Annotated in this window: 24 protein-coding genes and 1 pseudogene; all 25 read left to right on the forward strand. The window is 38.9% G+C overall.

What is annotated here, in order from left to right; translation table 11 throughout:
• Positions 1–5 precede the first annotated feature (5 nt).
• On the forward strand, positions 6–1,280 hold the full coding sequence (locus tag C0J00_RS01790; RefSeq protein WP_104967288.1) for a class II D-tagatose-bisphosphate aldolase non-catalytic subunit: 1,275 nt from the start codon (positions 6–8) through the stop codon (positions 1,278–1,280).
• A gap of 86 nt (positions 1,281–1,366) precedes the next feature.
• Positions 1,367–2,065, forward strand: a complete 699-nt coding sequence (locus tag C0J00_RS01795; protein WP_104967289.1) for an HAD family hydrolase — start codon at positions 1,367–1,369, stop codon at positions 2,063–2,065.
• A 215-nt stretch (positions 2,066–2,280) separates the two neighbouring features.
• Positions 2,281–2,925, forward strand: coding sequence for a fructose-6-phosphate aldolase (fsa, locus tag C0J00_RS01800; RefSeq protein WP_104967290.1), 645 nt, complete (start codon positions 2,281–2,283; stop codon positions 2,923–2,925).
• 150 nt (positions 2,926–3,075) lie between these two features.
• Positions 3,076–5,061 (forward strand): transketolase, encoded by a 1,986-nt coding sequence (tkt, locus tag C0J00_RS01805; RefSeq protein WP_104967291.1) that lies wholly within the window; start codon positions 3,076–3,078, stop codon positions 5,059–5,061.
• A gap of 223 nt (positions 5,062–5,284) precedes the next feature.
• Entirely contained in the window at positions 5,285–5,878 is a 594-nt protein-coding gene (locus C0J00_RS10430) for a PepSY domain-containing protein (RefSeq protein ID WP_158667299.1), read from the forward strand.
• Positions 5,879–6,240: 362 nt separating this feature from the next.
• A complete protein-coding gene (proB, locus tag C0J00_RS01815) occupies positions 6,241–7,044 on the forward strand; it encodes a glutamate 5-kinase (protein ID WP_104967292.1) in 804 nt (267 codons plus the stop codon).
• 9 nt (positions 7,045–7,053) lie between these two features.
• Positions 7,054–8,304, forward strand: coding sequence for a glutamate-5-semialdehyde dehydrogenase (locus C0J00_RS01820; RefSeq protein ID WP_104967293.1), 1,251 nt, complete (start codon positions 7,054–7,056; stop codon positions 8,302–8,304).
• A gap of 19 nt (positions 8,305–8,323) precedes the next feature.
• Positions 8,324–8,722 (forward strand): hypothetical protein, encoded by a 399-nt coding sequence (locus C0J00_RS01825; RefSeq protein WP_158667300.1) that lies wholly within the window; start codon positions 8,324–8,326, stop codon positions 8,720–8,722.
• A gap of 103 nt (positions 8,723–8,825) precedes the next feature.
• Positions 8,826–9,776 carry a 16S rRNA (cytosine(1402)-N(4))-methyltransferase RsmH gene (gene rsmH / locus C0J00_RS01830; protein WP_104967295.1) on the forward strand — a complete coding sequence of 317 codons (951 nt, stop codon included), beginning with the start codon at positions 8,826–8,828 and terminating at the stop codon, positions 9,774–9,776.
• 2 nt (positions 9,777–9,778) lie between these two features.
• Positions 9,779–10,102, forward strand: a complete 324-nt coding sequence (gene ftsL, locus C0J00_RS01835) for a cell division protein FtsL (protein WP_104967296.1) — start codon at positions 9,779–9,781, stop codon at positions 10,100–10,102.
• A gap of 2 nt (positions 10,103–10,104) precedes the next feature.
• Positions 10,105–12,351: a penicillin-binding protein PBP2X gene (pbp2x, locus tag C0J00_RS01840; protein WP_104967297.1), complete on the forward strand. Its 2,247-nt coding sequence runs from the start codon at positions 10,105–10,107 to the stop codon at positions 12,349–12,351.
• Between the two features lies 1 nt (position 12,352).
• Positions 12,353–13,363, forward strand: coding sequence for a phospho-N-acetylmuramoyl-pentapeptide-transferase (gene mraY, locus C0J00_RS01845; protein WP_104967298.1), 1,011 nt, complete (start codon positions 12,353–12,355; stop codon positions 13,361–13,363).
• A gap of 67 nt (positions 13,364–13,430) precedes the next feature.
• On the forward strand, positions 13,431–14,774 hold the full coding sequence (locus C0J00_RS01850) for a DEAD/DEAH box helicase (RefSeq protein ID WP_104967299.1): 1,344 nt from the start codon (positions 13,431–13,433) through the stop codon (positions 14,772–14,774).
• A gap of 146 nt (positions 14,775–14,920) precedes the next feature.
• Positions 14,921–15,736, forward strand: a complete 816-nt coding sequence (locus C0J00_RS01855) for a transporter substrate-binding domain-containing protein (protein ID WP_104967300.1) — start codon at positions 14,921–14,923, stop codon at positions 15,734–15,736.
• A gap of 138 nt (positions 15,737–15,874) precedes the next feature.
• Complete coding sequence (locus C0J00_RS01860; RefSeq protein ID WP_104967301.1) at positions 15,875–16,672, forward strand: amino acid ABC transporter permease; 798 nt, start codon at positions 15,875–15,877, stop codon at positions 16,670–16,672.
• A complete protein-coding gene (locus C0J00_RS01865) occupies positions 16,672–17,415 on the forward strand; it encodes an amino acid ABC transporter ATP-binding protein (RefSeq protein ID WP_104967302.1) in 744 nt (247 codons plus the stop codon). The genes C0J00_RS01860 and C0J00_RS01865 overlap by 1 nt, the downstream gene beginning before the upstream one ends.
• Positions 17,416–17,621: 206 nt before the next feature.
• Positions 17,622–17,846: a DUF4059 family protein gene (locus C0J00_RS01870; RefSeq protein ID WP_104967303.1), complete on the forward strand. Its 225-nt coding sequence runs from the start codon at positions 17,622–17,624 to the stop codon at positions 17,844–17,846.
• Between the two features lie 65 nt (positions 17,847–17,911).
• Positions 17,912–18,829 (forward strand): thioredoxin-disulfide reductase, encoded by a 918-nt coding sequence (gene trxB / locus C0J00_RS01875; RefSeq protein ID WP_104967304.1) that lies wholly within the window; start codon positions 17,912–17,914, stop codon positions 18,827–18,829.
• A 370-nt stretch (positions 18,830–19,199) separates the two neighbouring features.
• The gene (locus C0J00_RS01880) at positions 19,200–20,666 is read left to right on the forward strand and encodes a nicotinate phosphoribosyltransferase (protein ID WP_104967305.1); all 1,467 of its coding nucleotides are present in this window, start codon (positions 19,200–19,202) and stop codon (positions 20,664–20,666) included.
• Positions 20,667–21,488 (forward strand): ammonia-dependent NAD(+) synthetase, encoded by an 822-nt coding sequence (nadE, locus tag C0J00_RS01885; RefSeq protein ID WP_104967306.1) that lies wholly within the window; start codon positions 20,667–20,669, stop codon positions 21,486–21,488.
• Between the two features lie 140 nt (positions 21,489–21,628).
• Positions 21,629–22,498: a MetQ/NlpA family ABC transporter substrate-binding protein gene (locus C0J00_RS01890; RefSeq protein WP_104967307.1), complete on the forward strand. Its 870-nt coding sequence runs from the start codon at positions 21,629–21,631 to the stop codon at positions 22,496–22,498.
• A gap of 100 nt (positions 22,499–22,598) precedes the next feature.
• Positions 22,599–23,957 carry a M20/M25/M40 family metallo-hydrolase gene (locus C0J00_RS01895; RefSeq protein WP_104967308.1) on the forward strand — a complete coding sequence of 453 codons (1,359 nt, stop codon included), beginning with the start codon at positions 22,599–22,601 and terminating at the stop codon, positions 23,955–23,957.
• Positions 23,950–25,014 (forward strand): methionine ABC transporter ATP-binding protein, encoded by a 1,065-nt coding sequence (locus C0J00_RS01900; RefSeq protein WP_104967309.1) that lies wholly within the window; start codon positions 23,950–23,952, stop codon positions 25,012–25,014. The genes C0J00_RS01895 and C0J00_RS01900 overlap by 8 nt, the downstream gene beginning before the upstream one ends.
• On the forward strand, positions 25,015–25,707 hold the full coding sequence (locus C0J00_RS01905) for a methionine ABC transporter permease (RefSeq protein WP_104967310.1): 693 nt from the start codon (positions 25,015–25,017) through the stop codon (positions 25,705–25,707).
• A gap of 193 nt (positions 25,708–25,900) precedes the next feature.
• A pseudogene (locus C0J00_RS01910) lies at positions 25,901–26,389 on the forward strand (aminotransferase class I/II-fold pyridoxal phosphate-dependent enzyme); the annotation flags it as partial.
• Positions 26,390–26,396: the final 7 nt, after the last annotated feature.

Consider the following 26,396-nt stretch of genomic DNA (forward strand, 5'->3'; position numbering starts at 1 on the left):
TTATTATGACAAAATTATCTATTAGACAAACTGTTCAAGGACTTTTAGAACTTCAAAAGACAGGAGAGTCTGCGACAATCTTAGGAATCGGACCAATGTCTAAAAACTGTGTACAAGCAACTTTGGAATTATCACAAGAAGATGATTACCCAGTTATGTTCATTGCTAGTCGTAACCAAGTTGACCTAGACGAGTTGGGTGGAGGATATGTACAAGGGTGGAATCAATTCACATTTGCACAAGCTGTTAAAGAAGTTGCTGAAGAAATCAATTATGACAACCTTTATTATCTCTGCCGAGATCACGGTGGGCCATGGCAACGTGATAAAGAGAGAAATGATCATTTGCCTATCGAAGAAGCAATGGAACTTGGTAGAAAATCATATATTGGAGATATGGAGGCAGGTTTCGACTTGCTGATGATTGATCCAACTAAAGATCCTTTTGAAGTTGGTAAAGTCATCCCATTGGATACTGTTTTAGAGCGAACTGTTGAGCTAATCGATTTTTGTGAAAAAGAACGTAAAGCACGTCATTTACCTGAGATAGGTTATGAAGTAGGAACTGAAGAAACTAATGGTGGCCTAACATCAACTGAAACCTATGAAACATTCATTAATCGTCTCCAGGTTGAACTTGAAAAACGTGATTTACCAATGCCTACTTTTATTGTTGGTCAAACAGGAACTTTAACTCGTAAAACAGAACAAGTAGGGGATTTTAACTTTAAGAATGCTTACGACTTAGCACAAATGGCTAAAAAGTATGGAGTTGGTTTGAAAGAACACAATGGTGATTATCTAGATGATGTGACTTTACTAGAACATATTCCAGCTTCAATCACAGCGACTAATGTGGCACCACAGTATGGAACCGAAGAAACTCGAGCATATTTAAATTTAGCCAAGGTTGAAGCTAAGTTAGTGGAATACGGTCTTATTGAACATCCTTCTAATATTGCTAAGACTCTACTTGTAAAAGCAATCGAAAGTGAACGTTGGAGAAAATGGATGGTTGGAGACCAAGTCAATTTAACTGTAGACGAGATTTTGTCTGATAGTGTAGCCTTACAGGAAGAAATCTTAGACATCGCGGGACATTATACTTTTAATGATGATGAAGTGAAAGAGGAAATTGAAAAACTTTATCGAAATCTTGCTAGACATAATATCGATGGAAAACGCTATGTTATTGATCATATTAAGCGTCCAATTAGAGATTATGCAGAATGTTATAATTTGAAAGGTGTTACAAGTAGAATCAAATCAGTAATTCATTGATAATAGGTGTAAAGTGGATAACATTAGAAAATAGGTGAAAGTACATAAAATGTCTGAAAAACACTAGACATTTTATGTCGATATATATGATAAAAGCAATTTTTTTTGACCTTGATGATACTTTATATGATCAACTAGAACCATTTGAACTAGCATTTAGACAAACATTTGAAAATATCAATGTTCCTATATCGGAAATTTACACATTAAGTCGTCAATACAGTGACCGAGTTTTTGAAAAATCAGAATCTGGTGAAATGACTATACAGGATATGCATATGTATAGAATTAAAGCTGCTCTAGAAGATTTTTCCATCAGCATTACAGATGAAGCTGCTATTTTATTTCAAAAAAAGTATGCACTTAATCAAGGGAATATCGAATTAGATAGTAGATTAGCCATGTTATTTGAGTTTCTTAAAAAAAATAGAACTAAAATAGGTATCATTACCAATGGTCCTAAAGAGCATCAATATCATAAAATCAAACAGCTTGGCTTATACAAATGGTTTGATAGAGAAAATATTCTTATTTCTTCAGAAATAGGCATTGCCAAGCCTAACAAAAAAATATTTGATTTAGCGAAAGATGAAAATGATTCAGAAACATACCTTTATGTAGGTGACTCTTTTGAAAATGATGTTGTTGGTGCTAAATCAGCAGGATGGCAGACAGTTTGGTTTAATAGGCGAGGTAATATAAAATCCAATATTGAATATCAAGCGGATTATCAAGTTAATGATTTAGATGATTTATATAGTTTAATTACAGCAATCATTCGGTAATGGTGGCTATATCAAGAAATCATAAGTTGTTTTCACTTGTTTTTTGAAAAATCTATTTGAAAAATAGTGGTTTTCAAGAAAAATAAGAAAATAATGAAAAAATATCTAAATTATTGACTTTGAAATAGAAAACGATTACAATTCGAAGGGAGTGGCATTTATGATGATGTCATCTTGGAAACAAATTTATTTTTAAAAGTTGAAAAGGAGTTTACATGAAGTTTTTCTTAGATACAGCTAATGTAGAAGCAATCAAGGAAATCAACAGTCTGGGTGTTGTTGATGGCGTAACGACCAATCCAACAATCATCTCCAAAGAGGGGCGCGATTTTGAAGAGGTCATTAAAGAGATTTGTAGCATCGTTGATGCTCCTGTTTCAGCTGAAGTGACTGCCCTGAAAGCAGAAGACATGGTTGAAGAGGCTAGAGTTATTGCCAAATGGGCTGACAATGTAGTGGTCAAGATTCCGATGACATCAGAAGGTCTTAAGGCTGTTAATATATTGTCTCAAGAAGGGATTAAGACGAATGTGACCCTCATCTTTACGGTTTCCCAAGGTTTAATGGCAATGAAAGCTGGTGCTACCTTTATTAGTCCATTTATTGGACGCTTGGAAGATATTGGGACAGATGCCTATCAACTGATTTTAGAATTGAGACATATCATTGATTTATATGGGTTTGAAACAGAAATTATTGCCGCAAGTATTCGTAATGCTACTCATGTCGAAAAAGTAGCAGGCTTAGGGGCTCATATTGCTACTATTCCAGATGCTCTGTTTGATAAAATGACAAAACATCCATTGACAGATGCAGGTATTGAGACATTCTTGAAAGATTGGGAAGCATTTAAACAATAAAAAGAACAAATGTCTGAAAGTATTCAGGCATTTTGTGGTAATAATATTAGTTAATGAGTTAAATAAGTTCAATTTTATGGTATAATTAAAAACGATTACATACCAATTTTTGTGAAATGGGAGACCATTTCTTGTCATAAAGGAGGAATTATGACTTTTGATGCAGTTGATCAACTAGCGGTAAATACCATCCGCTCACTTTCAATGGATATGATCCAAAAAGCCAACTCTGGACACCCAGGACTACCGATGGGAGCAGCGCCAATGGCTTATGTTCTTTGGAATCAATTTTTGAATGTTAATCCAAAAACAAGTCGTTCATGGACTAACCGTGATCGTTTTGTCCTATCAGCAGGTCATGGTAGTGCTTTGATTTACAGCCTTCTCCACTTGTCAGGTTACGATGTTTCTATGGAAGATATCAAAAACTTCCGTCAATTTGGTTCTAAAACACCAGGGCACCCAGAAGTCAACCACACAGATGGTGTTGAAGCGACAACTGGGCCACTCGGACAAGGGATTGCTAACGCTGTCGGTATGGCGATGGCAGAAGCGCACCTAGCTGCTAAATATAACAAACCTGATTTTAATATCGTTGACCACTATACCTTTGCGCTTAATGGTGATGGTGATTTGATGGAAGGTGTCTCTCAAGAAGCAGCTAGTTTGGCAGGACACTTGAAATTAGGTAAATTGGTTCTCCTTTACGATTCAAATGACATTTCACTAGATGGGCCAACCTCAAAAGCCTTTACAGAAGATGTCAAAGGTCGATTCGAAGCGTATGGATGGCAACACCTTTTGGTTGAGGATGGTAATGATTTAGAAGCTATTGCTAAAGCAATTGAAGAAGCCAAAGCAGAATCAGAAAAACCAACCATTATCGAAATCAAAACCATCATTGGTTACGGTGCTAAGAACCAAGGAACATCTGCTGTTCATGGAGCGCCTCTTGGTGATGAAGGCATTGCTCACGCTAAAGCTGCCTATAGCTATGACTATCCTGCCTTTACAGTACCTGAAGAAGTGTCAGAGCGCTTTGCAGCAGGATTGCAAGCGCGTGGTGAAAAAGCAGAAACAGAATGGAATGAACTTTTTGCTAAATATGAAGCTGAGTACCCAGAATTAGCAGCTGACTATAAAGAAGCTTTTGCATTGAAACCAGTTGAAGTAGAACTTGAAGCTCATCAAGTTGGAGAAAGTTCAGCTAGCCGTGTAACCAGTCAAGCCGCTATTCAACAAATTTCTGAGCAAGTGTCATACTTCTGGGGTGGTTCTGCAGATCTTTCTGCTTCAAATAACACGATGGTCAAGGCTGAAACGGATTATCAAGCAGATAACTACCAAGGTCGTAATATCTGGTTTGGTGTTCGTGAGTTTGCCATGGCAGCAGCTATGAATGGTATCGCTTTACATGGTGGTAGCCGTGTCTATGGCGGAACCTTCTTCGTCTTCTCAAATTATCTCCTCCCAGCTGTTCGTATGGCGGCTTTACAAGAATTACCAACTGTTTACGTCATGACACATGATTCTGTAGCTGTTGGAGAAGACGGACCAACTCATGAGCCAATCGAGCAATTGGCAAGTGTTCGTTCTATGCCAAACTTAAACGTGATCCGTCCAGCTGACGGTAACGAGGTTAATGCAGCATGGAAGCGTGCCCTTAGTGAAACGAAAACACCAACCATGTTAGTTTTGACTCGTCAAAACTTACCAGTTCTTGAGGGAACTTCTGAATTAGCTGAAGAAGGTCTTAATAAAGGCGCCTACATTCTTTCAGAAGCAAAAGGTGATCTTGATGGTATTATCATTGCGACAGGTTCAGAAGTCAAACTTGCCCTTGACACGCAAGCGGCGCTAGCTGAAGAAGGTACTCATGTTCGTGTAGTATCAATGCCATCACAAAACCTCTTTGATGCTCAACCAGCTGAATACAAAGAAGAAGTTCTTCCAAGTTCAGTAACGAAACGCCTTGCGATTGAAGCAGCAGCAAGTTTTGGTTGGGAACGTTACACTGGTTTGAATGGTGCAACCCTCACTATCGATACCTGGGGAACATCTGCGCCAGGAAATAAAATCTTTGAAGAGTACGGCTTTACAGTCGCTAATGCCCTTGATCTATACAAGGCTCTTTAAGAGTTACAAAAGTCTCACAAAGGTGAGGCTTTTTAGTTGCTTTGAAATCTGTAACCGAATACAATAGTAATATAGATTGCAAAGAGATGGCCAACTACGGTGCAGATTACAGTTGAAGTTATTTGTTAATAGAGCCAATCAGGCACTTCAGACATGTTGGTTATCTCTCTGTTATAAACTCATTTTGGTTAAACCAAATTTGCCTAAAATAAAGGAGGCTCCTATGCCATTTAAAAAGATAAGTTTACTTGCTGTGACTGCTTTGTCTGTTCTTGCATTAGCAGCGTGTGATATAGATGATGATGACAAGGTTGAAAAACAGCAAAACACGACCAACCAAGTTGCTAAAAAAGATAATACATCTGTCAAGCTTTCTGAAAAAGAAGCTAAGAAAAAAGCTTTTGAAGCGGCTGGTGTAAAAGAAAAAGAGGCAACCAATCTTCAGCTAGAGCAAGATTTTGATGATGCGACACCAACTTATGACATTGAATTTACGAAAGATCAAACAGAATATAGTTATACCATTGATGCTAATACAGGTGATATTTTAGAAGAAAGTACCGAAAAAGCAGAAGGTACTGCCAGTCATACTTCGACATCATCAACATTAAACCAAGAGGATGCTAAAAAGAAAGCCTTAGATGCTGCTAAAGTTTCTGAAAAGGATGTTGACAATGTTCGAGTAGAAGAAGACTCTGATAGTGAGTCACCAAGTTATGACATTGAGTTTTCTAAAGATGGGATAGAGTATTCTTACACGATTGATGCCAATACAGGAGATATTCTGGAACAAAGCTCAGAATCAGTTAACAATTAAATTAACCTTTGAGAGACATTTAAATCAGAACGTTTTTTATTATTGGCCATAGTAGTGGTGAGGTACTCTAAAAGAGATTTAACAGCGAAGCAGCTACCTTAAGTTGATTGAGATAAGTTAGGTCATAGCAGTTTTGAGACCTCTGTGTGCTAGTTAAAGATGAGGATACCTTTAAGAGATAAGTGCGAACGATCGAACATCTGTCTGTTTAGTTTGAATATTAGCACAATCCGAGAGTGAGAAAACTTAAGAAATATTAGCATTTAATCTGTTGTCTTTGAACTTAAGCGAAAATCTTTGATTTTCGCTTTTTATTGTCCTTAGTCATGTCATTTCTTTAAAAAATTTAGTATAATCTGCTTATGAAACGTGAATTTAGTAAGGTAAAACGTCTGGTCATAAAAATCGGAACCAGTTCTCTGGTTCTACCAGATGGTAATATCAATTTAGAAAAGATAGATCAGTTGGCTTTTGTCATTGCAAGTCTACAGAATAAAGGGCTAGAGGTTGTTTTGGTTTCTTCGGGAGCCATGGGCTTTGGTTTAAACCTCTTAGATATGGACAAAAGACCTCATGAATTAGCAAAGCAACAAGCTGTCTCAAGTGTGGGTCAAGTAGCTATGATGAGTCTCTATGCTCAGATTTTCTCTCATTATCAAACAAAAGTTTCTCAAATTTTATTGACCCGTGATGTGGTGGAATTTCCTGAGAGTTTAGAAAATGTTACCAACGCCTTTGAGAGTCTCCTGAATTTAGGGATTGTTCCCATTGTTAATGAAAATGATGCTGTCAGCGTTGATGAGATGGACCACACGACTAAATTTGGTGACAATGATCGTTTGTCGGCTATCGTGGCTAAGATTGTCCGAGCAGATCTCTTGATTATGCTGTCAGACATCGATGGACTTTTTGATAAAAACCCAACCATCTATGATGATGCCATTTTGCGAACATATGTCGCTGAGATTACTGAAGACATTCTAAAATCAGCTGGTGGAGCGGGTTCTAAGTTTGGGACAGGAGGGATGCTCAGTAAAATCCAGTCAGCCCAAATGATGTTTGAACATCGTGGTGCCATGGTCTTGATGAATGGGGAAAATCCAAGAGATATTCTCAGAGTATTGGATGGTCAGGTCATCGGTACTCTCTTTAAACAAGAAAAGTAGGAGATGCTTATGTCAATAATCGAAAGACTTGGAAAACAAGCCAAAGTGGCTAGTCGTGATTTAACAAAGTTATCAACAGTTGAAAAAAATCAGTTGCTTCTAGCTTTGTCTGATGCTCTGGTCAAATCATCAGCAATGATTTTAGAAGCTAATGCTAAAGATGTCGCAGCTGCTTCTGAGCACGGTATCTCAGAGGTCATGGTTGATCGTTTACGTCTGACGCAGGATCGTATTGAGGCGATTGCAGAAGGGGTGCGACAAGTAGCAGATCTGACCGACCCGATTGGTCAAGTCGTGCGAGGTTATACAAACTTAGATGGCTTGAAAATTGTACAAAAACGAGTGCCTCTAGGGGTGATTGCCATGATTTTTGAGAGTCGCCCTAACGTTTCCATTGATGCCTTTAGTCTAGCCTTTAAGACTAATAATGCTATTATCCTTCGAGGTGGTAAGGATGCTATTCACTCGAATACTGCTCTTATAAAGGTAGCTCGCCAAGTTATTGAGCATGCGGGTTACAATCCAGATGTTGTTCAGTTGGTCGAAGACACCTCTCATGCCGTAGCAGAAGAATTGATGGTAGCGACTGCTTATGTTGATGTCTTAATCCCACGTGGCGGTGCTCGCTTGATTCAAACGGTTAAAGAAAAAGCCAAGGTGCCAGTTATTGAAACTGGTGTTGGTAATGTTCACATTTACGTGGATAAGTTTGCGGATTTAGACATGGCAACTAAAATTGTTATCAATGCCAAAACCTCCAGACCAAGCGTCTGTAATGCTGCAGAAAATCTTGTGGTTCACAGTGAGGTTGCAGCAGATTTCTTGCCTAAGTTAGAAGCTGAACTTTCTGGTAAACAGTCAGTGGAATTCCGTGCTGATAAATCTGCAATGCCTTATTTGGCAAATTCTATTGAAGCGACAGATGAAGACTTTGCGACTGAGTTTCTGGATTACATCATGTCGGTCAAGGTAGTTGATCATTTTGAAGAAGCCTTAGATTGGATAAACAGTTACACTACTCATCACTCAGAAGCGATTGTAACCCAGGATATTAGCAGAGCGGAAACATTCCAAGACAGCATCGACGCAGCAGCCGTCTATGTTAACGCCTCAACTCGATTTACGGACGGTTTTGTCTTTGGACTGGGTGCTGAGATTGGTATTTCAACGCAGAAGATGCATGCGCGTGGTCCAATGGGCTTGGAAGCCTTGACCTCAACCAAATTTTATATTAATGGTCAAGGGCAAATCAGAGAATAATCACTTCCGAGGTATTTCTATGAATGATCAAAACACAGAAGCAAAGAAAGCTTTAGATAATCTATTGACCGCCATCGGAGAGTGCCAACGGGATATTGATAGCCTCAAAGATTGGAGTTTAGTTGATTTGTTTGGTGGCAACTTTTTGATGAGTAGTGTCAAAAGGGATAAAATCACTAAGCTCAATCAGAAACTAGAAGCCTTAAATCAGTTGATCAACATTAGTCACGATGTTATGGAAGATAGTCCATTTAGCTTAATTCCTTATATCTCAAACACAAAGTATGATCGATTATGGGATATTTGGGCTGATAATATCGTCAAAGATTGGCGGGTCCGTGAGGAGATAGAGACGATTTCTGAGCAGGTGACACAGCTAAAAGAAAAGGCTCGAGACTTGCTAGATAGCCTAATTTAAGAAAAGCCAGTTTTTACCTGAACTGCTTGCTCCAAGAGCTAGGCTATCCTTGTCTTTTGCACATTTAAGGCAAGCAAGAATCATTTATGATATAATAAAGGTTATGACTAAAGACTTTCATCATGTAACGGTGCTTTTGCACGAAACCGTTGATATGCTTGATATCAAGCCAGACGGAATATACGTGGATGCGACCCTTGGTGGCGCAGGCCATACGTCATATTTGTTATCCCAATTATCTGAAAAGGGTCACCTCTACTGTTTTGATCAGGATCAGACAGCTATTGATAATGCTCAAGTAAAACTAAAAGACTATATTGACAAAGGAATGGTTACCTTTATCAAAGATAATTTCCGTCATTTGAAGTCGAATCTAGAACAACTAGGTGTGACTGAGATTGATGGGATTTTATATGATTTGGGCGTTTCCAGTCCACAGCTAGATGAGCGTGAGCGTGGCTTTTCCTACAAGCAGGACGCCCCTCTTGACATGCGTATGAACCGTCAAGCTGAGCTAACAGCTTACGATGTGATCAATACTTATGACTACCACGACCTGGTTCGTATTTTCTTTAAGTATGGTGAGGATAAATTCTCTAAACAGATTGCCCGTAAGATTGAGCAAGCCCGTCAAGTCAAGCCGATTGAGACAACAACCGAATTAGCTGAGCTTATTAAATCAGCTAAACCTGCTAAAGAACTCAAGAAAAAAGGACACCCAGCGAAACAGATTTTCCAAGCCATTAGGATTGAGGTCAATGATGAATTAGGTGCAGCAGATGATTCTATCCAAGAGGCTATGGATTTATTAGCTGTCGATGGACGCATTTCTGTGATTACCTTCCATTCTTTGGAGGATCGCTTAACCAAACAACTCTTCAAAGAGGCTTCAACGGTAGAAGTTCCAAAAGGCTTGCCATTTATTCCAGATGACTTACAACCTAAGATGGAGCTGGTTAATCGGAAACCGATTTTACCAAGTCAAGAAGAATTAGAAGCTAATAATCGTGCTCACTCAGCCAAGTTGCGAGTGGCAAAGAAAGTTAGGAAATAACGATGCCAAACGAAACCAAACGTGAAGCGCTCACAGAAGCTCTTCAAAAAAGGATCCGTACCTTTACTCGTATTGAAAAGGCTTTTTATGGTGCCATTGTGATAACAGCAATTGTCATGGCAATTAGCATTATTTATCTGCAAAGTCGTAATATGCAGGTACAACAAGAAATCAATCATTGGAACGTTGAAATAAACGGTGCTCAAACGGATTTAAATGACGCTAAGCAAGAGGTCAATGAACTGAGCCGTTATGATCGTATTTCTGAAATTGCCAAAAAAGCTGGATTAAGCATTCAAAATGACAATATTCAAAATGTGGAGTAGAAATGAGTAAACTTCGAAAACTCTTTCTTGACTATGTGGTCAAGATTAGAAAAGAATACCCAGAAGAGAATAGGCGTTATGCTGGTCAAAATCTGATGATCCTTACGGTGTTCATCTTTTTTGTCTTTGTCATTAATTTTGCCGTCATCGTTGGTTCGGATAGTAAATTTGGTGTAAACTTATCAGAAGGTGCCAAAGCTGTCTATAACACTAGAACAACACTGCAAGCAAGACGAGGCAGTATATTTGATCGTAATGGCAACGTCATTGCTGAGAATTCGACAACTTATAGCGTCTATGCCATTATTGACAAGACCTATGTGAATGCTGATCAAGAGAAATTATATGTACAAGCTTCTCAATTTGACAAAGTTGCTGAGATTTTTAGTGAATTGCTGGGGATGGAGAAAAAATACGTCATTAGCCAGCTGAATCAAAAGAAGCTCACACAAGTATCCTTTGGGACGAAAGGCTCTAATCTTAGCTATAGCAAGATGAGTGCCCTCAAGGAGGCTGTTGAAAAAGCGAAAATTAAGGGGATTTCTTTCGATACTAGTACTAGTCGGATGTATCCCAACGGTGTTTTTGCTTCTCAATTCATCGGCCTGGCGCAACGTCATACAGAAGAGGATGGTTCTACACTCCTATCAGGTGTGACTGGGGTAGAGGCATCTTTAAATGATGTTCTTTCGGGGAAAGATGGTCTGGTTGAGTACGAAAAAGATCGCAATGGTAATATTCTCTTAGGAACCCAAAGCGTAGTCAAAAAAGCAGTTGATGGTCGCGATGTCTACACGACCTTATCAGCCCCACTTCAAACCTATCTTGAAACGCAGATGGATGCCTTTCAAGCAGAAGCTAAAGGTAAGTTTGCAAGTGCAACAATTGTCAATTCACAAACTGGTGAAATTTTAGCGACAACTCAGAGACCAAGTTTTAATTCTGATACCCTTGAAGGGCTTGAGGAGAAAAATTTCTCTTGGCAAGACATGCTTTATCAGACCAATTATGAGCCGGGATCAACGATGAAAGTCATGACCCTAGCTTCAGCTATTGATGATAAAAAATTCAAGGCTAATGAATACTTCACCAATTCAGGCCTTGATTTATCAGGTATTATCGTTAATGACTGGTCTGTCAACAATGGTACAGCCGGAATCCAGACCATGACCTTTGCTCAAGGATTTGCTTATTCTAGTAACGTCGGTATGATACTCTTGGAGCAAAAAATGGGAAATGCCAAGTGGCGTGACTATTTGACAAAATTTAGGTTTGGAGAACCAACTTATTTTGGAATGGGAGCTGAATCAGCTGGTGTCATTTCTAATAATAGTGTTAACACCTCAACCAGTGCCTTTGGTCAGGGGATTTCTGTGACACAGTCTCAAATGTTGCGAGCCTTTAGTGGGGTTTCTAATGACGGTGAAATGTTAGAACCACAATTTATTAGCCAAGTAGTAAACCATAATGATAGTACTAGTCGAGTAGCTAAGCCTGAGATTGTGGGAAAACCAGTTAGCAAAAAAGCAGCTGAGGAAACGCGTGAGCACATGGTTGCAGTTGGAACGACCCCTTATTACGGGACACTTTATGCAAATTGGCTAGGTGAACCTATTATCCAGGTTGGCAATGAATCTATCGCTGTAAAATCAGGGATAGCTGAGATTGCCAAAGAAGATGGTTCAGGTTATCTGACTGGAGAGCATGATTACATCTATTCTGTTGTAGCCATGGTTCCTGCTGAAAAACCTATTTTTACGATGTATGTTACGGTTCAACAACCTGGCAGTTGGAAAGGTTTGGAGTGGCGAACGATTTTTAACCCAGTCCTTCAAGAAGCCATGACCATGCAGGATCAGTTGCTGACATCAGTTGCTGACAAGGAAAAACGCAGTGAGACAATTTATGAAATGCCTGATTTTATCGGAGAGTCTAGTGCAACAGCTGTGGAAACCTTGCGAAAAAACCTGGTTCATCCTATCTTAGTAGGTGATGGTGCCAAAGTGAGCAAAATATCTGTCACAAAAGGTACAAAATTAAAGGCTAATCAACAAATCCTTGTACAAGCTGGTAAAGTCGACGAAATGCCAGACATGTATGGCTGGAGTAAACGAAATGTCCAGGCATTTGCCAAATGGAATGATTTGAGTATTACCCTCAAAGGTTCAGGCAAAGTTGTCAAACAAAATACGGATGTCGGTACACCGTTTAGAAAAAAGAAAAATATCAAAATTACATTGGGAGATTAACATGTTATTCAGTTTAATAGTAGGTAGTGTGAGTTTTCTTTTCACCATTATCGCTATGCCCTTCTTTATTCGCTATTATCAGATGAAAAAAATTGGTGGACAGCAAATGCACGAGGATGTTAAACAACATCTGGCAAAAGCTGGGACACCAACTATGGGAGGAACTGTTTTTCTAACAGTAAGTCTTCTTATCAGTCTTGTTTTTGGACTTATGGCTCAAATCAATCAAGGAGCACCTATTGGGGCTACTATAGGCATTTTATCTGTTGTGCTGATTTATGGTATTATTGGATTCTTGGATGATTTCTTGAAAATCTTTAAGCAGATCAACGAAGGCTTGACCCCTTGGCAAAAAATGGCACTTCAGATTATAGCCGGCTTGCTTTTCTATTTTGTCCATGTGCGTCCAAGTGGTATCACCAGTTTAACGATTTTAGGTTGGGAACTTCCTTTAGGTGTTTTCTACGTTGCCTTTGTCATTTTCTGGGTTGTTGGTTTTTCAAATGCTGTTAATCTTACAGACGGTATCGACGGATTAGCTTCTATTTCAGTTGTGATTAGCTTAGCGGCCTATGGGGTCATTGCTTTTGTTCAAAAACAATTTGATATTTTACTCATTATTACGTCAATGATTGGTGCCCTTTTAGGCTTCTTTATCTTTAATAAAAAGCCTGCTAAGGTCTTTATGGGAGACGTTGGCTCACTAGCACTGGGAGCGATGCTGGCAGCTATTTCAATTGCTCTTCGTCAGGAATGGACGCTCTTACTGATTGGACTTGTCTATGTTATTGAAACAGCATCTGTAATGTTACAAGTCACATACTTCAAGTACACTAAGAAAAAATATGGTGAAGGACGTCGCATTTTCAGAATGACTCCTTTCCACCATCATCTTGAACTAGGTGGTTTATCTGGAAAAGGGGAGCGTTGGAGTGAGTGGAAGGTGGATGGCTTTATGTGGTCAGTCGCTCTTGTCTCAAGCTTAGTTACCTTAGCGTTACTTTATCTATAATCTCAGAGCAAGGGAGATTTTCCCTTGCTTTTATTATGTTATAATAGTCATAAGAAAAGGAGGCCTTATGTCCTTTAAAGATTTTAATTTTAAAACCTATATCCAATCAGCCTTAGATGAGATTGGATTTAAAGAACCAACCCCAGTACAACAAAAGTTAATTCCAGTTGTTCGCTCAGGTCGTGACCTGGTCGGAGAATCAAAAACAGGTTCTGGTAAGACTCATACTTTCTTGTTGCCCATTTTTGAAAAATTGGATGAAGAAAGAGCAGAAGTCCAAGTTGTTATCACAGCACCGAGTCGTGAATTGGCTACTCAAATTTATCAGGCGACTAAGCAAATTGCGTCGCATTCTGATAAGGAAATCCGTGTCGTTAACTATGTAGGCGGAACGGATAAATTGCGTCAAATTGAACGCCTAAAATCAGCACAGCCGCATATCGTCATCGGTACGCCGGGTCGTGTTTATGATTTGGTTAAATCCGGTGACTTGGAAATTTACAAGGCCCACACCTTTGTCGTTGACGAAGCTGATATGACCATGGATATGGGATTTCTGGATACTGTTGATAAGATTGCAGCAAGTTTTTCAAAAGATATCCAAATGTTGGTCTTTTCAGCAACCATTCCGCAAAAATTACAGCCATTCCTTAAAAAATATTTGACCAATCCGGTGATGGAACAAATCAAGACAAGTACTGTCATTTCAGATACCATTGATAACTGGTTGATTTCCACAAAAGGTAAGGATAACAACACGCATATTTTGAAATTATCCAAAGTCATTAATCCTTATATGGCAATGATTTTTGTTAATACCAAAGAGCGTGCTGATGAATTACATGCTTACCTTCTAGCCAATGGTCTAAAAGTAGCTAAAATCCACGGTGGTATTCCACCACGTGAACGTAAGCGTATCATGAATCAAGTGAAAAACTTAGATTTTGAATATATCGTGGCGACAGATTTGGCTGCGCGTGGGATTGATATTGAAGGAGTCAGTCATGTGATTAACGATGCCATTCCGCAAGACTTGTCCTTCTTTGTGCACCGTGTTGGGCGTACAGGACGTAATGGATTATCTGGAATTGCTATCACCCTTTATCAACCAAGTGATGACTCAGATATTCGTGAATTGGAAAAGTTGGGTATTACTTTTAAAGCAAAAGTTTTAAAAGACGGTGGTATTCAAGATACTCACGATCGTGATCGTCGTAACCAACGTGAAAAATCTTATCAGAAACTAGATACTGAGATGATTGGTCTTGTTAAGAAGAAAAAGAAAAAAGTTAAGCCAGGCTACAAGAAGAAAATCCAGTGGGCTGTTGATGAAAAACGTAAAAAAGAACGTCGTGCTGCTAATAAGGCGCGTGGTCGTGCAGAACGAAAAGCTAAGAAACAAACCTTTTAATCACAATATAAAAACTAGATTTCGGTCTAGTTTTTTTGTTCGAGCGACTTTTAATTTTTATAAGGCTTAATATAAAAAAGCTATTAGTCAAGGCCTTCAAATGATGATAGACTATGGTCATAGTTATTCATTGAAAGGAGAAGCATATGAATTTAAAAAAGATCGCTATTTTAATGGTTAGTTTGGGTGCTTTGTTATTTTCTACGAAGGCTTACGCTGACAAACCAACACTTGTGACTGTCCCTACTGATTCTGATACTAAACCCTTTACTTACAAAGAAAATGGGAAGTTCAAAGGCTATGATATTGAAGTTGTTAAAGCTATTTTCAAAGGCTCCAAAAAATATGATGTCACCTTTAAAACTATCCCTTTTTCATCCATTTTAACGGGATTGGATGCGGGACGTTATCAAATGGCTGCTAATAACTTTAACTATAACGAAGAAAGAGCTGAAAAGTATCTTTTTTCTGATCCCATTTCTAAATCAAATTATGCCATTGCCGCTAAAGATGGTAAGACATTTGATTCTTTAGATGCTGCTTCAGGAAAATCAGTTGAAGTATATGCTGGATCAAACTATGCTCAAATTTTGGAGAACTGGAACAAGAAACATAGAGATCGTAAACCGATTGATATACGATATGTTGACAATCAGGTTACCCTGCCACAACGTCTTCAAAATATTGAAAATGGTAAAAGTGATTTTCTGATTTACGATGCTATATCCTTAAAGACAGTCATTAAAGATCAGAATCTATCTTTGGTAGTTACAGATGTTGCAGATCAATTAGGAACTAATAAAGACGGACTGGAATACTTACTATTTCCAAAAGATAAAGAAGGGAAAGCTTTACAAAAATTTGTTAATAAACGTATCAAGGTGTTACAAAAAAATGGCACTTTAAGTAAACTCAGTCAGAAATACTTTGGTGGTGATTACAGTACACTAGGTAAGGAATAATTGGTAAAACTGGAGATAGAAAAAGGATAAGAGGTGATAGGTAAATCTTATCACCTCTTTAAAACCTCCTATTTTACAGGCTAGATAGTCAGTGATAGAATGGACAGATAAGAAGATTATCGATTAAAGGACATAATTATGAGACCATTATTTTTAGCAGCAGGTTGGTATGAAAGCCTTGTTGAAAAATTACCAGCAGGCAAACTGTTTTCATGGAGGGCGGTTTTTGATGCCATCCCATCCATTTTAGAGCGTCTTCCGCTAACGATTGGGTTAACTTTAGCAGGGGCTGTAGCTGGGCTAATCCTAGCTCTTTTATTTGCGGTTATTAAAATTAATCGTGTTAAGGTGATTTATCCTATCCAAGCGTTTTTTGTTAGTTTCCTGCGTGGAACACCGATTTTAGTTCAGTTGATGCTTAGTTACTACGGTATTCCGCTTTTACTTAAAGCTATTAATCAAAGAACTGGTTTAGATATGAATATCAATGCTATTCCAGCATCTGTATTTGCGATCACAGCCTTTGCTTTTAATGAGGCGGCTTATGCTAGTGAGACCATTCGAGCAGCTATTCAATCCGTGAATTCTGGTGAAGTAGAAGCTGCCAAGAGTTTGGGGATGACCAATAAACAAATTTATAGTCGCGTTATCATCCCTAACGCCGCTGTCGTTGCGACACCAACATTGATTAATAGTTTAATTGGTCTGACCAAAGGAACTTCTCTAGCTTTCAGTGCAGGAATTGTTGAAATATATGCGCAGGCACAAATTCTTGGTGGTGGTGATTACCGTTACTTTGAACGCTTTATTTCCGTATCACTTATATACTGGGGAGTAAGTTTCTTGATTGAAAATCTTGGTCTTTTTATTGAAAAATGCATGGCTATTAAGCCACCAGAATCAGTACAAGAATCACTTGAAGTAGGAGGTCGCTAATGATTTCAATTCGCCATTTAACCAAAGAATTCTCAGGGCAAAAAGTTCTTGATGGCTTAGATTTAGATATCCAAAAAGGGGAAGTTGTTGCTCTTGTCGGGGCTTCAGGTGCTGGTAAATCAACCTTTTTACGTAGTCTTAATTACCTTGAAGAAGCTGATTCTGGAAGCATTGACATTGATGGCTTCAAAGTTGATTTTAAAACCATTTCTACCGAGGAAATCTTAACACTTCGCCGTAAGCTAGCTATGGTTTTTCAACAGTTTAATCTGTTTGAGCGCCGTACAGCCCTTGGAAATGTTAAAGAAGGTTTAAAAGTGGTTAAACAGTTGTCAGACGCAGAGGCAACTAAAATCGCGAAAGAAGAATTGGCTAAGGTTGGTTTGTCAGATAGAGAAAACCATTATCCTCGTCACTTGTCAGGAGGGCAAAAGCAGCGCGTAGCCTTAGCGCGTGCCTTAGCTATGAAACCAGATGTTCTCTTGCTTGACGAGCCAACATCAGCATTGGATCCTGAGCTTGTAGGTGAGGTTGAAAAATCGATTGCAGATGCTGCTAAGGCCGGCCAAACCATGGTATTAGTTAGTCATGACATGAATTTTGTTGCTCAAGTGGCTGATAAAATTCTATTTCTTGAAAAAGGGAAGATTTTGGAACAGGGAACACCTGATCAGTTGATTAATCATCCTAAGGAAGAACGAACTAAAGAATTCTTCGCTAGTTACAAAAAATCATATCTTTGATATAATGGAGAAAAACTCAGCTAGGTAGTCTGGCTGAGTTTGTTTTAACATTGTTTTAGTCTTTTGAATTAACTTTGATACATTGTCACTTTCAACTTGTCGTACTCCAGTACTGTCTGCGTCTCAGTTCCTTGTCTGAAAGTTAATTCATTTGACTATATTAATGATTGAGCCATTAATGGACTTAAGGCAAAGAAGGTAGGCGTATGTTACACACTTTAGTTTCATTTTATTTACAAGGACTCTTACTAGCGACTATAGTTGTAGTTATCACTGGTCTGGCTTATATGGTGAATAGAGCCTATAAAAAAGTAGATAAAACCGCGAGAGAAAAACAGGAAGTTCTTTACGATGTTTTAATGATTTGTATTTTAACTACTCCTATTTTTTCATTCGCTTTTATGGCTTTACTACTTGTTATTAAGTCTTAAAGATTGCTAATTAAAAAAAGAATTGCTAAAATTTGGCTACGTATGTAGATGAAAAAGGAGAAAGCATGTACGATACAATTGTGATTGGAGCAGGTCCTGCAGGAATGACTGCAGCGCTTTATGCAGCTCGTTCAAATCTGAAGGTGGCAACCTTGGAACAAGGAGCTCCAGGTGGACAGATGAATAACACTGCTGATGTCGAAAATTATCCAGGATTTGAGCTTATCAGTGGTCCAGAACTGTCAATGAAGATGTTTGAACCGCTTGAAAAGTTTGGTGTCGAAAACCTTTATGGGATCGTAACGGGTATCGAAGACAAGGGTGATTATAAGATCGTTCGCACTGACGATGAAGCTTATGAAGCAAAGACGGTCATCATTGCAACAGGAGCTAAGCATCGCCAAATTGGGGTAGTTGGAGAGAATGAATACAACAGTCGAGGCGTTTCTTACTGTGCGGTTTGTGATGGCGCTTTCTTTAGAAATCAAGATTTGCTTGTTGTCGGCGGTGGTGATTCAGCTATCGAAGAAGGTCTATTTTTAACACGATTTGCAAATTCTGTAACGATTGTTCATCGTCGTGATGAATTACGGGCTCAGAAGATTTTACAGGATCGTGCCTTCGCTAATGATAAAGTTTCTTTCATCTGGGATTCTGTCGTTGAAGAAATCAAGGGTAACGACATGAAGGTTACGAACGTAGACATCAAAAACGTTAAAACAAATGAGATTACCAATCATGAATTTGGTGGTGTCTTTGTTTATGTTGGTCTCGATCCGGTATCTGATTTCTTCCGTGATTTAGGTATCACAGACCAAGATGGTTGGGTAGTAACTGATGATCATATGAGAACTAATATTCCTGGCATCTTTGCTGTCGGGGACATTCGTCAGAAGCATTTGCGTCAAATCACAACAGCTGTTGGAGATGGTGCTATTGCAGGTCAAGAAGCTTATCAATATATTGTAGACCATGAGGTTTAAGGGGAGTCAGGACAAAAGTCCTGGCTTTTTATACTCATTGAACATCAAAATCTGACCTTGTCACCTTTACCTTGATGACTTTTAGTTCTATTTGAGGCGCCTTTCCTAGTCAGATTTTGATTTTCTTCGAGTACTATGTTGGTGCTATTCAACAGTGACCTTTTCTTTTTTATAGCCAAAAAGTTTCCTTTGAGTTTTTGGTTGGAAAGAAAAATATCAGATGAGGAGAAAACTTGTTGTTTTATTCACAATAAAAGGGTGGATGATTCCCTAAAGCTAGCGCTTGTGCTATAATAGTCAACAAGATTAGAAGTACTGACTTTTTGAAATGAGGTTCGCTACTTTGGTCAAGAACGAAGGATATAAAAAAATGAATTATACAGACGATAGTTTAACACTACATACAGACCTTTATCAAATCAATATGATGCATGTTTATTTCAAGCAGGGTATTCATAACAAACATGCTATTTTTGAACTTTACTTTCGTAAGTTACCTTTTGAAAATGGTTTTGCAGTGTTCGCTGGTCTAGAACGTATCGTATCATACTTAAAGCAATTACGCTTCACAGAGACAGATATTGCTTATTTGCGTGAGGAAGGCTACCCAGAAGACTTTTTAACTTATTTACAAGAGTTTAAGCTAGAATTATCAGTAAAATCAGCGCGTGAGGGAGATTTGGTTTTTGCTAATGAACCTTTAGTTCAAGTCGAAGGTCCCTTGGCACAATGTCAACTTGTCGAAACAGCGCTTTTGAACATTGTCAACTTCCAAACGTTGATTGCGACAAAAGCGGCTCGTATCAAGACTGTTATTGCTGACGAACCACTTCTTGAATTTGGAACACGTCGGGCACAAGAGATGGATGCAGCGATTTGGGGTACTCGTGCAGCTGTTATTGGTGGAGCGGATGCGACTTCAAACGTTCGAGCTGGGAAGATTTTTGGCATTCCAGTATCGGGGACCCACGCTCATGCCATGGTACAAGCTTATGGTGATGATTACAAGGCTTTTAAGGCCTATGCTGAAACCCACAGAAACTGTGTTTTTTTGGTAGATACCTATGATACCTTGAAAATCGGTGTTCCGGCAGCGATTAGGGTTGCTAAAGAATTTGGTGATAAGATCAATTTCCAAGGAGTTCGTCTGGATTCAGGAGACATGGCTTACCTCTCGAAAGAAGTGCGTAAACAACTAGACGAAGCAGGCTTCACAGATGCTAAGATCTATGCGTCAAATGATTTGGATGAAAATACCATCCTTAACTTGAAGATGCAAAAGGCTAAGATTGACGTCTGGGGAGTTGGAACAAAATTAATTACAGCTTACGATCAACCAGCCCTAGGTGCCGTTTATAAAATTGTTTCGATCGAAGATGACAATGGCGAGATGATTGATACTATCAAGCTATCAAATAATGCCGAAAAAGTCTCTACACCTGGTAAGAAACAGGTTTGGCGGATTACTAGCCGTGAAAAAGGTAAGTCTGAGGGGGATTACATCACCTTTGCGGATGTCGATGTGTCAAAAATGGATGAAATCCATATGTTCCATCCTGTCTATACTTACATTTCAAAAACAGTCAAAAACTTTGATGCTGTCCCATTATTAACTGACATCTTTCAGGATGGTCAATTGGTTTACGATTTGCCAAGTCTGGAAGAAATCAAAGAATATGCCCATAAAGAACTAGATGATTTATGGGATGAGTATAAGCGCGTTTTAAACCCTCAAGAATACCCAGTAGACCTAGCCAAAGATGTTTGGGATAATAAGATGGCTCTTATTGATCGTGTTCGTCAATCAGCATTTGCTCAAGTTAAAGGAGACAAATAGGTGAGTTTGCAAGAAACTATTATTAAAGAACTAGGTGTGAAACCAGAAATCAATGCCAAAGAAGAAATCCGTCGTTCGGTTGATTTCTTAAAGGCTTATCTTTTGAAATATCCGTTTTTAAAGACGCTTGTTTTAGGGATTTCAGGTGGTCAAGATTCTACTTTAGCTGGACGGCTTGCTCAACTAGCCATTGAGGAATTACGTGATGAGACTGGTAAAGATTATCAATTCATCGCCATTCGTCTTCCTTATGGGGTGCAGGCTGACGAAGCGGATGCCCAAAGAGCACTTGATTTTATCAAACCAGATGTGACTTTAGCGATTAACATCAAGGAAGCAGTAGACGGTCAAGTATCAGAATTGGCCAAGGCAGGCGTAGAAGTGTCTGATTTTAATAAGGGTAATATTAAGGCTCGTCAACGCATGATCACTCAGTACGCAGTTGCTGGTCAGTACAGTGGTGCTGTTATCGGAACAGATCATGCTGCAGAAAATATTACTGGCTTTTTCACTAAGTTTGGTGATGGTGGTGCCGATATCTTACCGCTCTTTAGACTTAATAAACGTCAAGGAAAACAGCTTTTGGCAGAGTTAGGTGCCGATAAGGCACTCTACGAAAAAATCCCTACAGCGGACTTGGAAGAAAATAAACCAGGCATCGCTGACGAAGTTGCACTCGGTGTAACCTATAACGATATCGATGACTATTTAGAAGGTAAAGCTGTCTCAGCAGATGCCCAAGAAAAAATCGAAAACTGGTGGCATAAAACCATGCACAAACGTCATCTACCAATCACGGTATTTGATGAGTTTTGGAAATAATAAGTATCAAGACCGGCCAATATGTCGGTTTTTGTTATAAACTAAAACTATAACTAAACCTAACTTTTAACAACTTGTTTTTTATAACTGTATATGACATAATAAGTAAGCATTTAAAAACAAGTGAGAGGTAGAATGATATGACATTCAAAAAAGTATTAGGTATTGCAGGTGTAGCTTTAGCTTCAACAGTTGTTTTAGCAGCTTGCTCAGGTGATAACTCAGCTGATGATAAAAATGTCGTGCGTGTTGGTATCATGACGAAAACTGATGCGACAGAGCCCATCTGGGACCGTGTTGAAGAACTTGCTGAGAAGAAAGGTGTGGAACTAAAATTCACAGAATTCACAGACTACACACAACCCAATAAAGCTCTTAAAAATGGTGAAATTGATGTCAATGCTTTCCAACATTATAATTTCTTAAATGATTGGAACAAGAAAAATGATGGTGATTTAGTGGCAGCAGCTGATACTCTCTTGAGTCCAATTCACTTGTTCTCAGGATTAGACGGTAAGAAAGCTAAATACACAGATGTCAAAGATATTCCAAAAGGTGCAACGATTTCAGTTCCAAACGACGCAACAAATGAAAGTCGCGCCCTCTATGTTCTTCAATCAGCAGGTCTAATCAAGTTATCTAAATCAGGTGAAGAAGTAGCAACACTTGATGATATTACATCAAATCCAAAAGATTTGGATATCAAAGAAATCGCTGCTGACCAAGCCGCATCAACTCTAACATCAGTTGATGCAGCTGTTGTCAATAATAACTATGCTGTCGATGCTGGCGTTGATTACGACACTTCAATCTTTACTGAAGAGAAAAATGATAGTTCAAAACAATGGATTAATGTCATTGCTGCTCAAAAAGATTGGAAAAAATCTGCTAAAGCAGATGCTATCAATACATTGATTGATGTTTACCAAACGGATGAAGTTGCCAAAATCATCAAAAAAGCCTCAAAAGGTACTGATATTGCTATCTGGGAAGGCGCTCCAGAAAATTAATTCAAGTCTCCAATAATTTATTAATGAACAAGTAAAATAGGCGTGTGACGAGCACTCCTGTTTTCTTGTTATTAGTAGCTATTAAAGAGGGGGAGAGAATATGGTAGAAACCAATCAAATTGATGAAAAAGCTAGCTTGAAGGAGAATTACCTCAAGGTTTTAGAAAGATTAATTGCCAGTAAATCCATCTTTGCTCAAGGGATTGGCTTAACGGAAACAGCAAGTTACCTCAAGGAAGTTTTTGAAGAAGCTGGTGCTCAAGTTCTTGTGGACGAGACTTATGTTGCACCGTTTATTCTGGCTCAGTTTAAGAGTTCTCGTCCAGATGCCAAGCACATCATTTTTTACAATCACTATGATACACAACCAGCAGATGCAGATCAGATTTGGCAAAGTGATCCCTTTCAACTCACCTTCCGTGATGGCTATATGTATGGACGAGGCGTCGATGATGACAAGGGGCACATTACAGCTCGTTTGACAGCAGTGGTATCCTATTTGCAAAAATATAAGGATCTGCCAGTTCATATCACGTTTATGATGGAGGGGGCGGAAGAATCCGCTTCTGTTGACTTAGAAAAGTACTTGGAGATTTATGCTGATCAGTTGAGAGGGGCAGACCTTCTTGTTTGGGAGCAAGGGATTCGTAATAAAGAAGGACAGATTGAGATTTCTGGTGGAACTAAGGGTATTGTTACCTTTGATGCATCGGTTGTTTCCGCCAAAGTTGATAGTCATTCAAAATTTGGGGCTATTTTTGACAGTGCTACTTGGTATCTTATCAATGCTCTGTCTAGTCTTAGAGCTCCTGATGGTCGTATTTTAGTAGATGGTATTTATGAAGATATCATTGAGCCTACAAAGCATGAACTTGACTTGGTTGCAAAACATGCACATTTGGATTTGGAATCCTTAAAAACATTGTATGATTTAAGTTTGCCAACCTTAGCCAAAACGCAAGCTGATTTGGAAAGACGCCTGTTCTTTGAGCCAGCTTTAACGATTGAAGGCTTATCATCGGGTTATCTGGGTCAGGGTGTTAAAACCATTATACCTGCAGAGGCTTCAGCTAAGTTAGAGGTTCGTTTGGTACCAGGTATGGATCCGTATAAAGTTTTAGGTTTGATTGACAAACAGCTTGCCAAAAATGGTTATGATAAAGTACAATTAACCTACACTTTGGGTGAAAAAGGCTATCGTAGTGACATGACAGCACCAGCTATTCAAAATGTTATTAGCATAGCGGAGCGCTTTTCGCCCAAAGGGGTAGCTATTTTGCCAACGACATCAGGTACTGGTCCTATGCACCAAGTCTTTGAAGCCCTAGAAGTGCCTATTGCAGCTTTTGGGATAGGGAATCCTGATAGTCGAGATCATGGTAGCGATGAAAATGTCAAGATGACAGACTATGAGACACATATAGAAATGATAGAGGAGTTAATTGCAAGTTATGACTGATGCGATTATAAATTTAGAGCATATTGATATCACTTTCCATCAGAAGAAACGTGTTATCGAAGCTGTTAAAGATGTTTCGGTAAGTATCCATAAGGGTGATATTTATGGGATTGTTGGTTACTCAGGTGCTGGGAAATCAACCTTAGTTAGGGTTATCAACCTTCTTCAAGTTCCTACAGCAGGGAAAATTACCATCAATGGCGATGTGACTTACGATCAAGGAAAAGTTCAGCTGTCATCAGCTGCCTTACGCCAAAAACGCCAAAAAATTGGTATGATTTTCCAACACTTTAACTTGATGGCACAAAAAACAGCTTCTGAAAACGTTGCTTTTGCCTTACGCCATTCTGATTTGAGTAAGGAAGCTAAAGCTAAGAAGGTTTCGGAATTGCTAGAATTGGTTGGTTTGTCAGATCGTGCGGATAACTATCCCGCTCAATTATCTGGTGGTCAGAAACAGCGTGTCGCGATTGCGCGTGCTCTTGCTAACGACCCTGAAATTTTGATTTCTGATGAATCAACATCTGCTCTAGACCCTAAAACGACGAAACAAATTTTGGCTCTTTTACAAGATCTCAATCGTAAATTAGGGTTGACAGTTGTCATGATTACTCACGAAATGCAAATTGTTAAAGATATTTGTAATCGAGTTGCAGTCATGCAGAATGGTGTCTTGATTGAAGAGGGATCTGTTTTGGATATTTTCTCAAATCCCAAAGAGGAATTGACACAGGAGTTTATCAAAACAGCTACTGGTATCGATGAAGCTATGATTAAAATTGCCCAGCAAGATGTTGTTGTCAACTTAGCAGCTGATTCTATTTTGGTACAGCTAAACTATGCGGGAACATCTACAGATGAGCCGATTTTGAATGATATTTACAAACGATTCCAAGTTACTGCCAATATTCTTTATGGTAATATCGAAATTTTAGATAGCACACCTGTGGGTGAAATGGTGGTTATCCTATCAGGAAATTTGGATAATTTATCAGCAGCGCAAGAAGCTATTACGGCGGCTGGTATTCATTTAACAATTTTGAAAAGAGGTGCCTAGATGTTAGAATGGGTTCAAACGTATTTGCCAAATGTTTATAATATTGGTTGGACGGGAGATAATGGCTGGTTGGCAGCAATCAATGCTACTTTGTACATGACCATTGTATCTTTTATTATTGGTGGATTTTTAGGTCTCCTAGCAGGTCTATTTCTCGTTTTAACAGGTCCTGGTGGCGTTATTGAAAATCGTCCTGTTTTTCAAGTTTTAGATAAGATAACCTCTATTTTTCGCGCAATTCCCTTTATTATCTTACTAGCGATTTTGGCACCAGTGACTTTCTTGATTGTTAAAACAAATCTTGGAGCGACTGCCGCTCTAGTACCGCTTTCAGCAGCAACCTTTCCATTTTTTGCTCGTCAAGTTCAAGTGGTCTTGTCAGAACTTGATCGCGGAGTCATTGAGGCAGCACAAGCTTCAGGTGCTACCATTTTTGATATCATCAAGGTATATCTTGGAGAAGGTTTGCCTGATCTTATTCGTGTGTCAACGGTAACCTTGATTTCTTTGGTAGGTGAAACAGCTATGGCAGGTGCTATCGGCGCTGGTGGACTTGGTAATGTAGCGATTTCTTACGGTTATAACCGTTCTAATACAGACGTTACCTTTGTAGCTACCTTAGCTATTTTGTTGTTAATCTTCGCCATTCAATTTATTGGAGATTTCCTAACCCGCAAACTTAGTCATCGTTAATTATTTTTGGTGAATGTGGCAGGACTTGTCAAAACTATATATAAAGAGAGGTTTCCTGTTGGTGATCCTCTCTTTGTTTTTTATCGAATGGCAGGTATTATGAAACTTGCTTTATGACAGATGGCGATTAAGGAAGGTCAGTCTGAGCAAAATCGTCAGCGTGTGTTAGACTTATTGGATGAACCGATATTGTGATGTGGGCATTGAGCTTTATACCTTTTCTAAAACGTTTAATATGGCAGGTTGGCGTATAGCCTTTGCAGTAGAAAATAAGGACATGATTTCACCTTTAAACCTGTTACAAGACCATCTCTAGGTTACCGTTTTTTCAGCTATTCAGGAAGCTGATCGTGTTGCCTTGCTTGATGATAGAAGTGAGGAGGCTATTAGGCAATTAAATAAACTCTATGATCAAAGGCGTCATGCTTTTGTAGAAGCAGCTGCTAAGATTGGTTGGTAGGCTTATCCATCCAAAGGTAGTTTCTATGCATGGCTGCCAGTCCCTGAAGGCTATTCGTCAGAAAGCTTTGCAAATTTGTTATTAGAAGAAGTCAAGGTTGTTGTCGCTCCTGGCCTTAGTTTTGGTCATGCTGGAGACGATTATGTTCGAATTGGATTTTTAGAGACTTCCGAACGTTTGGTTGAAGCAGTAGAGAGAGTCAGACAGTTGGATTTATTTTGAAAATCAT

Origin of the sequence: Streptococcus pluranimalium, assembly GCF_002953735.1 — a bacterium.
Classification (GTDB): Bacteria; Bacillota; Bacilli; order Lactobacillales; family Streptococcaceae; genus Streptococcus; species Streptococcus pluranimalium.

Bases quoted from the DNA above. Each gene is read 5' to 3' on its own strand.
- C0J00_RS01790 (WP_104967288.1), top strand. From the start codon at position 6: ATGACAAAATTATCTATTAGACAAACTGTTCAAGGACTTTTAGAACTT.
- C0J00_RS01795 (WP_104967289.1), top strand. From the start codon at position 1,367: ATGATAAAAGCAATTTTTTTTGACCTTGATGATACTTTATATGATCAA.
- fsa (WP_104967290.1), top strand. From the start codon at position 2,281: ATGAAGTTTTTCTTAGATACAGCTAATGTAGAAGCAATCAAGGAAATC.
- tkt (WP_104967291.1), top strand. From the start codon at position 3,076: ATGACTTTTGATGCAGTTGATCAACTAGCGGTAAATACCATCCGCTCA.
- C0J00_RS10430 (WP_158667299.1), top strand. From the start codon at position 5,285: ATGCCATTTAAAAAGATAAGTTTACTTGCTGTGACTGCTTTGTCTGTT.
- proB (WP_104967292.1), top strand. From the start codon at position 6,241: ATGAAACGTGAATTTAGTAAGGTAAAACGTCTGGTCATAAAAATCGGA.
- C0J00_RS01820 (WP_104967293.1), top strand. From the start codon at position 7,054: ATGTCAATAATCGAAAGACTTGGAAAACAAGCCAAAGTGGCTAGTCGT.
- C0J00_RS01825 (WP_158667300.1), top strand. From the start codon at position 8,324: ATGAATGATCAAAACACAGAAGCAAAGAAAGCTTTAGATAATCTATTG.
- rsmH (WP_104967295.1), top strand. From the start codon at position 8,826: ATGACTAAAGACTTTCATCATGTAACGGTGCTTTTGCACGAAACCGTT.
- ftsL (WP_104967296.1), top strand. From the start codon at position 9,779: ATGCCAAACGAAACCAAACGTGAAGCGCTCACAGAAGCTCTTCAAAAA.
- pbp2x (WP_104967297.1), top strand. From the start codon at position 10,105: ATGAGTAAACTTCGAAAACTCTTTCTTGACTATGTGGTCAAGATTAGA.
- mraY (WP_104967298.1), top strand. From the start codon at position 12,353: ATGTTATTCAGTTTAATAGTAGGTAGTGTGAGTTTTCTTTTCACCATT.
- C0J00_RS01850 (WP_104967299.1), top strand. From the start codon at position 13,431: ATGTCCTTTAAAGATTTTAATTTTAAAACCTATATCCAATCAGCCTTA.
- C0J00_RS01855 (WP_104967300.1), top strand. From the start codon at position 14,921: ATGAATTTAAAAAAGATCGCTATTTTAATGGTTAGTTTGGGTGCTTTG.
- C0J00_RS01860 (WP_104967301.1), top strand. From the start codon at position 15,875: ATGAGACCATTATTTTTAGCAGCAGGTTGGTATGAAAGCCTTGTTGAA.
- C0J00_RS01865 (WP_104967302.1), top strand. From the start codon at position 16,672: ATGATTTCAATTCGCCATTTAACCAAAGAATTCTCAGGGCAAAAAGTT.
- C0J00_RS01870 (WP_104967303.1), top strand. From the start codon at position 17,622: ATGTTACACACTTTAGTTTCATTTTATTTACAAGGACTCTTACTAGCG.
- trxB (WP_104967304.1), top strand. From the start codon at position 17,912: ATGTACGATACAATTGTGATTGGAGCAGGTCCTGCAGGAATGACTGCA.
- C0J00_RS01880 (WP_104967305.1), top strand. From the start codon at position 19,200: ATGAATTATACAGACGATAGTTTAACACTACATACAGACCTTTATCAA.
- C0J00_RS01890 (WP_104967307.1), top strand. From the start codon at position 21,629: ATGACATTCAAAAAAGTATTAGGTATTGCAGGTGTAGCTTTAGCTTCA.
- C0J00_RS01895 (WP_104967308.1), top strand. From the start codon at position 22,599: ATGGTAGAAACCAATCAAATTGATGAAAAAGCTAGCTTGAAGGAGAAT.
- C0J00_RS01900 (WP_104967309.1), top strand. From the start codon at position 23,950: ATGACTGATGCGATTATAAATTTAGAGCATATTGATATCACTTTCCAT.
- C0J00_RS01905 (WP_104967310.1), top strand. From the start codon at position 25,015: ATGTTAGAATGGGTTCAAACGTATTTGCCAAATGTTTATAATATTGGT.